This window comes from Burkholderia sp. Cy-637 (assembly GCF_011753175.1).
Taxonomy (GTDB): domain Bacteria; phylum Pseudomonadota; class Gammaproteobacteria; order Burkholderiales; family Burkholderiaceae; genus Burkholderia; species Burkholderia gladioli.
Genome location: NZ_VWWC01000086.1, coordinates 20,521 through 30,366, shown reverse-complemented (window position 1 = coordinate 30,366; position 9,846 = coordinate 20,521). Strand labels below are relative to the sequence as shown.

The 9,846-nt window shown below is 71.0% G+C and carries 3 protein-coding genes; 2 read left to right on the top strand and 1 reads right to left on the bottom strand.

From position 1 onward, the window contains the following. The first annotated feature begins 88 nt into the window (after positions 1–88). Positions 89–697 carry an ANTAR domain-containing protein gene (locus F3J10_RS21440; protein ID WP_025099122.1) on the top strand — a complete coding sequence of 203 codons (609 nt, stop codon included), beginning with the start codon at positions 89–91 and terminating at the stop codon, positions 695–697. Beyond that, complete coding sequence (locus F3J10_RS21435) at positions 694–1,749, top strand: CmpA/NrtA family ABC transporter substrate-binding protein (RefSeq protein ID WP_167242935.1); 1,056 nt, start codon at positions 694–696, stop codon at positions 1,747–1,749. The genes F3J10_RS21440 and F3J10_RS21435 overlap by 4 nt, the downstream gene beginning before the upstream one ends. Positions 1,750–1,929: 180 nt before the next feature. On the opposite strand, the gene F3J10_RS21430 is transcribed toward F3J10_RS21435, so the two are convergent. Further along, positions 1,930–9,843 carry a non-ribosomal peptide synthetase gene (locus tag F3J10_RS21430; RefSeq protein WP_167242934.1) on the bottom strand — a complete coding sequence of 2,638 codons (7,914 nt, stop codon included), beginning with the start codon at positions 9,841–9,843 and terminating at the stop codon, positions 1,930–1,932. Between the last annotated feature and the right edge of the window lie 3 nt (positions 9,844–9,846).

Here is a 9,846-nt window from a genome sequence, read left to right as displayed (position 1 = left end):
GCCGCGCCCCGCGCGAGCCTCGCCTCCGACCGGCCGCGCCCCGCCGGTCGCTCGGGCCGGCCCGCGCCTGCTCGGGGCCGCTGGCATGATGGACGCGCACGACGCCCCGCGCCCGCTGCGCGTGCTGCTGGTCACCGATACGGACAAGCCGATCGGCGCCTTGCGCGATGCGCTCGCGCGGCTCCACTACGAGATGCTCGACGAGGTGGCCACCCCGGCGCGCCTGCCGGCCGTGGTCGAGAAGGAACGCCCGGACGTGGTGATCATCGATACCGAATCGCCCTCGCGCGATACGCTCGAGCAACTGGCGGTGATGCACGCGCGCGCGCCGCGCCCGGTGCTGATGTTCAGCCCCGATGCGGACCAGCAGTTGATCCGCGCGGCGGTGGGCGCGGGAGTCAGCGCCTACCTGGTGGAGGGCCTCTCGCCCGAGCGGCTCGCGCCGATCATCGAGGTGGCGCTCGCGCGCTTCTCGCACGACGAGGCGCTGCGCCGGCGCCTGGCCGAGGTCGAGAACGAACTGGCCGACCGCAAGCTGATCGACCGTGCCAAACGCCTGCTGATGGAGACGCGCCGGCTCGGCGAGCAGGATGCCTATGCCACGCTGCGCCGCCGCGCCATGGACCAGGGCATCCGCATCGTCGAAGCCGCGCGGCAGATCCTCCTCGCAGCCCGAATTCCCGATGGTGAAGCATGATGAAACCGACTTTCCCGCCGCCCGAACGCCGCGAGCTGCGGCTCGGCTTCGTCGCCCTGAGCGACGCCGCGCCGCTGGTGGTCGCGCAACGCCTGGGCCTCGGCAAGCGTCACGGCCTGGCGCTGACGCTGGCGCGCCAGCCTTCCTGGGCCAGCCTGCGCGACCAGTTGCTGACCGGCCAGATCGACGCCGCGCATGCGCTTTACGGGCTCGTCTACGGCGTGCAATACGGCATCGGCGGGCCGCGCGCCGACCTGGCCGTGCTGTCGGTGCTGAACCGCAACGGCCAGGCGATCACGTTCTCGAACCGCCTGGCCGATGCCTGGCGCGAATCGGGCGAGCTGCGCGCGGCGCTCGCCACGCTGGGCCGCAAGCCGGTGTTCGCGCAGACCTTCCCGACCGGCACCCATGCGATGTGGCTCTATGCCTGGCTCGCCGCGCACGGCGTCGATCCGCTGCGCGAGGTGCGCAGCATCGTGATCCCGCCGCCGGGCATGGCCGAGGCGCTGGCCAGCGGCGAACTCGACGGCTTCTGCGTCGGCGAGCCCTGGAACGCGGTGGCCGAGGCGCAAGGCGCCGGGCGCACGGTGGCCGCTTCGAGCGAGGTCTGGCACGACCATCCCGAGAAGGCGCTGGCCTGCCGCCGCGAGTTCGCGGCGCTCTATCCGAACACGACACGCGCGCTGATCCGCACCCTGCTCGATGCCGGCGCCTGGCTCGACCTGCCCGGCAATCGCGCGCGGGCGGCCGAGTGGCTGGCCTCGCCCGAGGCGCTCGACGTGCCGGCCGCGCGGATCCTGCCGCGCCTGCTCGGCGACTACGGCGACGGCGCGTTCGCGACGCCGCCGGCGCCGGTGCGCTTCCACGATGGTGGCGAGGTCAACCGGCCGCGCGCGTCGGATGGATTGTGGTTCGTCTCGCAGTATCGGCGCTGGGGCATGTTGACGGCCGAGCACGACGACGCGGCGATCGCGGCGGCGGTGACGCAGACGGCCTTGTATGAGGAAGCGGTGGCGGGATATGTGCCGCTGGAGGATGAGCCGGGACGGTAGGCAGCCGGGGCCGCCGCGCCGCTGCCGGTTCACGCCGATCTCCACGTGGAAATCGGCGCCGCGCATCCTGTGGATATGAACCAGGCTTGGCCCTCGATGCAAAATGCCGCCCGACCTGTGAACCAGGTCGGGCGGCATTTTTTCGACGGCATCGACCGGCGCGACCAGCGCGCAGCCGGGCTACAAGCCAGCCAGGATGTCGTTCAGCTCGGCCGCGATGGCCGCGTCGCTCGCCGCCGGTGCGCGCAATGCATCGATCGCCTCGGCCAGCGCCGCGAGCGGCGGATTGCGCATCAGTTCCACCAGCGCGATATCGGCGCCGAGCCTGGCGCGGACCGCCGTCTGCACCTGCATGGCCGCCAGCGAATGCCCGCCCAGCTCGAAGAAGCGATCGCCGCGCCGCACCGGCTCCACGCCGAGCACGGCCGACCAGATGCCGGCCAGGGCCAGCTCGGTCTCGCCCTGCGGCAGCGCCCCCGTCTCTTCGCCGGCCTGCGCGGCCGGCTCCGGCAAGGCGCGCCGGTCGATCTTGCCGTTCGGGTTGAGCGGCAATGCCTCCAGCACCATCACCGCCGACGGCACCATGTAGTCGGGCAGCCGTTCCGCCAGCGCCGCCCGCAAGGCCGCGCCCTCCACCGCCGCGCCGGCGGCCGGCGCGACATAGGCCAGCACCCGCAGCCCGCTCGGGCCCTCGCGCGTGATCACGGCCGCCTCGCGCACGCGCGCATCCTGCAGCAGCACCGATTCGATCTCGCCGAGCTCGATCCGGAAACCGCGGATCTTCACCTGATGATCGGCGCGGCCCAGATAGGCCAGCGTGCCGTCCTCGCTCCAGCGCACGATATCGCCGGTGCGATAGAGCCGCGCGCCCGGCACGGCGGCGAACGGGTCGGCCACGAAGCGCTCCGCCGTCAGGCCCGCGCGATCGTGATAGCCGCGCGCCAGCAACGGCCCGCCGATGCAGAGTTCGCCGGCCGCGCCCAGCGGCACCGGGTTGCCGTGCATGTCGAGCACCGCCAGCCTGCGGCCCTGCAGCGGACCGCCGAGCGGAATCTGGGCCGGCACCTCGGCCGCCGCATCTTTCAACATTGCGCTGCAATCGAAGTAGGTCGCCGTGACAGTCGCCTCGCTGGGGCCGTAGGTATTGGCCAGCGTGAGCGCCGTGAGCCCGGCCGCGCGCCAGGCGCGCACGCCGTCGGCCGGCATCGCCTCGCCGCCGGCATGCACGCAGCGCAGCGTCGCGAGCGCGGCGCGCGCCTCGGGCCGCGCGGCGAAATCCTGCGCCAGCGCGTTCCAGTAGGCGGTGGTCAGGTCGGCCACGGTGATCCGCTCGCGCTCGACCTCCTCGGCGAAACGTCCGGTGCTCCACAGCTCGGGGCCGCGCACGATCAGGGCCGCGCCCGAAGCCAGGGTCGGGAAGACCTGCTCGACGAAGCCATCGAAATTGAAGGTCGAGAACTGCAGCACGCGATCCTGCTCGCCGATGCCGAACATGCCGATCGACACCTCGGCATGGCGCGCCAGCGCATCGTGCGTGATGCCGACGCCCTTGGGGCGCCCGGTCGAGCCGGAGGTGTAGATCAGGTAGGCCAGATGCTCGCCCTGCACGGCGCACACGGGCGCGCTGGACGGATGGCCGCTCGTCTCGGCCGCCAGCTCGCCGATATCGAGCGTCGGCACCGGCATGCGGCCGCGGTCGTCGGCGCCCGCGCCTTCGGTCAGCGCCAGCGCGATGCCGCTGTCCTCGATCATCATCGCCAGCCGCTCGGCCGGATAGGACGGATCGAGCGGCACGTAGGCGCCGCCCGCCTTCAGCACGCCGAGGATCGCCACGATCATGCCGGCCGAGCGCTCGATCGCGATCCCGACGCGCACGTCGGGGCCCACGCCGGCCGCGCGCAAGGCATGAGCGATGCGATTCGCGCGCGCGTCCAATGTGCCGTAGTCGATCGTCTCGCCGTCATGCGCCAGCGCGATGGCCGAGGGCCGACGCGCCGCCTGCTCGGCGATCCGCCGATGGACCGGCGGCAAGGGCGCGACTTCGGCCCCGCGCCCCCAGCCGGCCAGCGTGGCGCGCTCTTCCGCCGGCAGCGGATCGAGCGCGCCGAGCCGCGCCTCGGGATCGGCCGCGAAGGCGTCGAGCAGCGTGCCGAGCTGGCCGGCCAGGCGCTCGATCTGCGCCGCCGTGAACAGGTCGCCCGCATAGGCGAATTCGATGTCGAGCCCGGCCGCCGGGCTCTCGCCGGGCGTCGCGGCATGCGCCGCGCGACCCTGCGTGACCGACAGCGTCAGCGGGAAGCTGGTGCGGTCCTCGTTGCGCAGCCCCGAGAAACGCAGGCCGTGCGGCGAGGCATCGTCGAGGATCGCGTCGACCGGGTAGTTCTCGAACACCAGCAGGGTGTCGAACATCGGCTGGCCGCCGTCGATGCCGGCGCCGCGCTGGATCTCCACCAGCGGCAGGTGCTCGTGCTCGCGCGCGGCCACGCCGTCGCGCTGCACCGCCGCCAGCCACTCGCCCACGCGCATCGAGGGCGACGGCGTGCCGATCACCGGAATCGTGTTGATGAAGAGGCCCAGCATGCGATCGGCGCCCGGCAGCGCATCGGGCCGGCCTGCCACGGTCGCGCCGAAGCTCACGGTGGCCTGCCCCGTGTAGCGCTGCAGCAGCACCAGCCAGGCGGCCTGCACCAGCGCGCTCAAGGTGGCGCGCTGCGATTTCGCGAAGGCGGCCAGGCGCGCGGTGCGAGCCGCGTCGCAGCTCAGGTTCAGCACGCCATGGCGCGCCGCGTGGGCGGCCTCGGCGCCCGGCGCCGGCAGTGCCTGGGTCAGCAAGGTCGGGCCGTCGAGACGCGCGGTCTGCGCGCGCCACCAGGCGTCTCTGGCCTCGCGCGGCTGCTCGGCCAGCCAGCCGATGAAGCGGCGATAACGGGCCGGCGCCTCGGTCGGCACGGCGCCGCCATAGATCGACAGCACCTCGGCCAGCAGTTGCGCCGCGCTCCAGCCGTCGAGCAACACGTGATGGAAGGTCCAGACCACGTGATGCCGCGCCTCGCCCGTGCGCAGCAGCGTGACGCGCCACAGCGGCGGACGCGCCAGGTCGAAACCGCGTGACAGGTCGTCGGCCGAGAAGCGGTCGAGCCGCTCGGCGAGCGGGGCCGGGCCGTCGCGCCAATCCTCCTGCGAGAACGGTGTCGCCACCTCGCGCGCCACCCACTGGCGCGGTTGATCGTCGAAGCTCAGCACGCCGGTGCGCAACACGTCGTGACGCTTGGCGACCGCCGCCCAGGCGGCCTCGAAACGCGCCGCGTCGAGCCCTTCGACATTGACGCGCAACTGGTTCACATAGGCATGCTGCTGCGCGCCGAGCAGGCTGTGGAATACGATGCCGGCCTGCATCGGCGCCAGTGCATAGAGATCGGCCAGCTCGGCGGCCGGCACCGGCAGCGCGTCGAGACGCGCCTGGTCGATCGCCGCGAGCGGCACGTCGGACGGCGTGAGGCCGGCCGCGCCGCTGGTGCAGTGTTCGAGCACGACGGTCAATTCGGCACGCAGCTCGGCCGCCAGCGCTTCGAGCGTGGCCGCGTCGTAGCGGTCCCCGCCCGGGTGGCGCAGCGCGATCGACAACTCGCCGTCGCGGATCTGCGCGGCGATGTCGAGCGCGTGGGTCGGCCGGTTCTCGGCGCCGACGCCGCGGCCGCCGCGTTCCGCCGCCAGGCGCCAGGCGCCCGCGCCGAGCGAGCCGTCGAGCTGGCCCAGGTAGTTGAACAGCACGTCGGCATCGCGGATGTCGGCGAGCGCTGCCTGTGCGGCGGCACTGCCGGCATATCGCAGCATTCCGAAGCTGTTCCCGCCGTGCGGTACCGCGCGCCGTGCCTCCTTGACGCGCTTGATGGCCGAGCCGAGCTCGCCGCTCGCTGCCAGCGGCAGCGGATGAAGGCTGGTGAACCAACCCACCGTGCGGCTGACGTCGAGTTCGCCGAGCGGCGCGTCGCGGCCATGGCCTTCGACATCGATGCGCAGCGCCTCGCGGCCGGCGAAGCGGCACAGCACCCGGCCCGTGGCCGCCAGCAGCAGGTCGGCAAGCTGGGTTCGGTAGGCCGCGTTGGCGGTTTGTTGCAGGGCTTGCGTGGCGGCGCGCTCCAGCGTGACGGTGACGCTGCATGCGCCGGCCGGCGTGCCGGCACGCGCCGGCAGCGACGCGTCGATCTCGCCGAGCGTGCGCCAGTAGTCGAGGCTGGCAGCCACCTCGTCGGCTTGCGCCGCCTCGTGCAGACGCCGCGCGAAGCCGGGATAGGACAGCGTCGGCGCCGGCAGCGCTGCCGTCTCGCCAGCCTCGAGCTGGCGATAGACGCGATGCAGGTCGTCGAGCAGGATGCGCCAGGAGACGGTATCGACCGCCAGATGATGGATCGCGATCGCGATACGCCAGCTACCGTCGTTCACGCCGATCACGAGCGCGCGCAGCAGCGGGCCGCGCTCGATGTCGAGCGCCGACTGGATCGTGTCGCAAGCCGCATCGATCGCGGCGGGCTCGACGCCGGTCAGCGTCGCGACCAGCGGTGCCGCATCCGGCGCCGCGAGGTGCTGCCGCCAGCCTTCGGGCGTCGAGGAAAAGCGCAGGCGCAAGGCCGGATGCGCCGCCATCACGGCACGCAGGGCCTGCTCCAGGCGCGCTGCGTCGGGGGCGGTTTCCGTGGCCAGCAGCACCGACTGGTTCCAGTGATTCGGCTGCGCGAACGCCTTCGACAGGAACCAGGCTTGCACCGGCATCAGCGGCACGGACGCGCCGTCAGCGGTGGCGGCGGCTTCCTCGACGGCCATCGCCTGCGGATTCGTGCTGCCCTGGTACAGCGGTTCGGCCACGGCGGCCAGCTCGGCGACAGTCGGCTGCTCGAAGATCTGCCGGGCCGTCAGGCGGTAGCCCGCTTGCCGGGCGCGCGCGACGATCTGCAAGGCCAGGATCGAGTCGCCACCGAGTTCGAAGAAATCGTCGTGACGGCCGATGCGCGCGCCTCGCAGCAGCGTCGACCAGATCGACGCAAACTCGGCTTCGATGCCTTCAAGCGGTGCTTGGTAGTTCGTGCCCTGCTCGGCTTCGGCGGCCGGCAGCGGCAACGCGCGGCGGTCCACCTTGCCGTTCGGATTCAGCGGCAGCGTGTCCAGAACCACGATTCGCCAAGGCACCATGTAGTCCGGTAGCCGTGCAGCCAATGCCGTGCGCAGCGCGGCGACGTCGGGCGCCGCTTGCCCCGATTCACCTGTCACATAAGCCACCAGCTTGCCTTCATGCGCGATCACTACCGCCTCGCGCACCGAAGCATCCGCCGTCAGCGCCGATTCGATTTCGCCCAGTTCGATCCGCAAGCCGCGAATCTTCACTTGATGATCGATCCGGCCCAGGTAGTCGATCGCGCCATCGGCACGCCAACGCGCGAGATCGCCCGTGCGATAGAGCCGCGCGCCCGGTTCGTCCGCGAACGGATCCGGTACGAAGCGCTCCGCCGTCAGGTCGGGACGGCCCAGATAGCCTCGCGCCAGCCCCGCTCCGCCCAGGTACAGTTCGCCCGGCACGCCAGGCGGCACCGGATTCAGCCTTGCATCGAGCACCCAGGTCTGGGTAGCCGCGATCGGGCGACCGATCGGCACCGCGCGGCCGGCCTCGTCCACGCAAGCCCAAGCGGTCACGTCGATCGCCGCCTCGGTCGGCCCATACAGGTTGTGCAATTCCACGCCCGGCAGCACCGCCGCCACGCGCTCGCGCAGATCGGCCGGCAAGGCCTCGCCGCTACAGACGATACGCTTCAGCGTCTTGCCACAAGAGGCTGCCGCTTCCGGCATCGCCACGAAGGCTTGCAGCATCGACGGCACGAAGTGCAGCGTGCTGACGTCGTGCGCCACGATCGTCTGCGCCAGTTCAGCGGGATCGCGATGCGCGCCCGGTGCCGCGATCGCCAACCGTGCGCCCACCATCAACGGCCAGAAGAATTCCCAGACCGAGACGTCGAAGCTGAACGGGGTTTTCTGCAACACCGTCTCGCCGCGTTGCAGGCCGTATTCGCGCTGCATCCAGATCAGGCGGTTCGACAGGCCGTCATGGCGATTGCCCACGCCCTTCGGGCGCCCCGTCGAGCCTGAGGTGAAGATCACATAGGCGAGGTTTGCGCCATGCAATTCGATATCGGGATTGGTAGTTGGGAAGGACGATACGTCCAAGGTGCCAATGTCGACACGCTCGACACCCTCTCGCGACGGCAGGTCGAGGCCGCCCTGTGCAAGCAGCAAACCAATCCCGCTATCGTCGATCATCGCGGCGATCCGATCGGCCGGATACGAAGGATCGAGCGGCACATAGGCCGCGCCGGCCTTCATGATCGCGTACAAGGCGATCACCAGTTCCAGCGAGCGCTCGGCGGCAACACCAACCCGCGATTCCACGCCGATCCCACGCGAACCCAGCCAATGCGCAAGGCGATTCGCGCGCGCATTCAGCTCGGCATAACTGAGCCTGGTTTCGCCAAACACCAGCGCGTCATCCTCGGAATGCGCAGCGGCATGACGCTCGAAAGCACGAAACACCGGCTCGATCTCGTCATAGCGCGTGCGATTGCGGCTCCAGCCGTCCAGCGTCGCGCGCTCGGCCTCGTCCGTCAGCACGACATCGGCGATACGCATCGCCAAGTCGCCCTGCGCGATCGCCTCGACACAGCGCCGATAATGCGCGGCCAGGCGCGCGATCGTCGCCTCCGAAAACAATTCGCGCGCATAGCTGAATTCGAAGCCAAGCCCGCCCTGCCCATCCTCCTGCGTATTCAGCATCAACTCGACCTGCGCCATCGCGCTCGGCAGGGGATGCGGCTCGATGCCCAGGCCCGGCAAGCCTTCCAGCACCCGCCAGTCGCGTCGCTGGTGATTGAACATCGCCTGGAACAGCGGGCTGTGGCTGAGGCTGCGCTCGGGACGCAGCGCCTCGACCAGTGCATCGAACGGCAGGTCCTGATGCGCCTGCGCGCCGACCGTGGCCGTGCGCAGCCGGTCGAGCAGCATGCCGAGCGTCTCGTCGCCGTCGAAGCTGGCGCGCATCACCTGGGTGTTGACGAAGAAGCCGATCAGGCGCTCCGTCTCGACGCGGTTCCGGTTCGCCACCGGCACGCCGACGCGGATATCGTCCTGTCCCGTGTAGCGATGCAGCAGCGCCTGGAACGCCGCCAGCAGCAGCATGAAAGGCGTGGCCGATTGCTGCTGCGCGCGAGCCTTCACGGCTTGCGCCAGTTCGGCGGGCAAGCCCAGGGCATAGCGGCCGGCCGTGTAGTCGCCATGCGCGCTGCGCAGGCCATCCATCGGCAGGGCCAGCACCGGATGCGAATCGCCGAGCGCGGCCTTCCAGTAGTCGAGCTGGCGCTCGCGCTCCCCGACGTCGAGCCAGTCGCGCTGCCAGGCGGCGTAGTCGGCATACTGGATCGGCAGTTCCTCGAGCGCCCGGGTCTCGCCCGTCACGCGGGCACGGTAATTCGCGACCAGTTCTTCCAGCAGCACCTGCACCGACCATCCATCGGAGACGATGTGGTGCATCGACAAGGCCAGCAGATGACGGCCACCCTCGCCCCGGTACAGCGCCGCGCGCAACAAAGGCCCCGCCGCCAGATCGAAGGCTTCGTCGGCCAGCGAACGGGCCGACGCTTCGAGCGCATCGCCGGCCACCGTTTCCTCACGCCAATCGAGCGAGACGCCTTCATCGACGAAGGCCTCGACCTCGCCGGCCTGGTTCGCGACGAAACGCGTGCGCAGCACCGCATGGCGCGCCACGATCGCCGCGAAGGCCTCACGCAGCGCCGCCGCGTCGACCTCGCCCGTCAGCCACAAGCCGCCCGAGACGTGATACGCACGATTGTCCGGCGACAGTTGCGCGAGCACCCATTGGCGGCGCTGCGCGTATGACACCTCCACCGGCTGCCCGGCCGCGCGCGCGCGCGGCACGATCGGGAACTGCGCCGGACTCACGCCGTCAGCCTGCATCTTTTCCCAGAACAGGCGTCGTTTTTCCGGTGTCAGCTCGATGAAGCGCGCGGCGATGCGGGCGGCCGTGGTCTTGTCCATGAA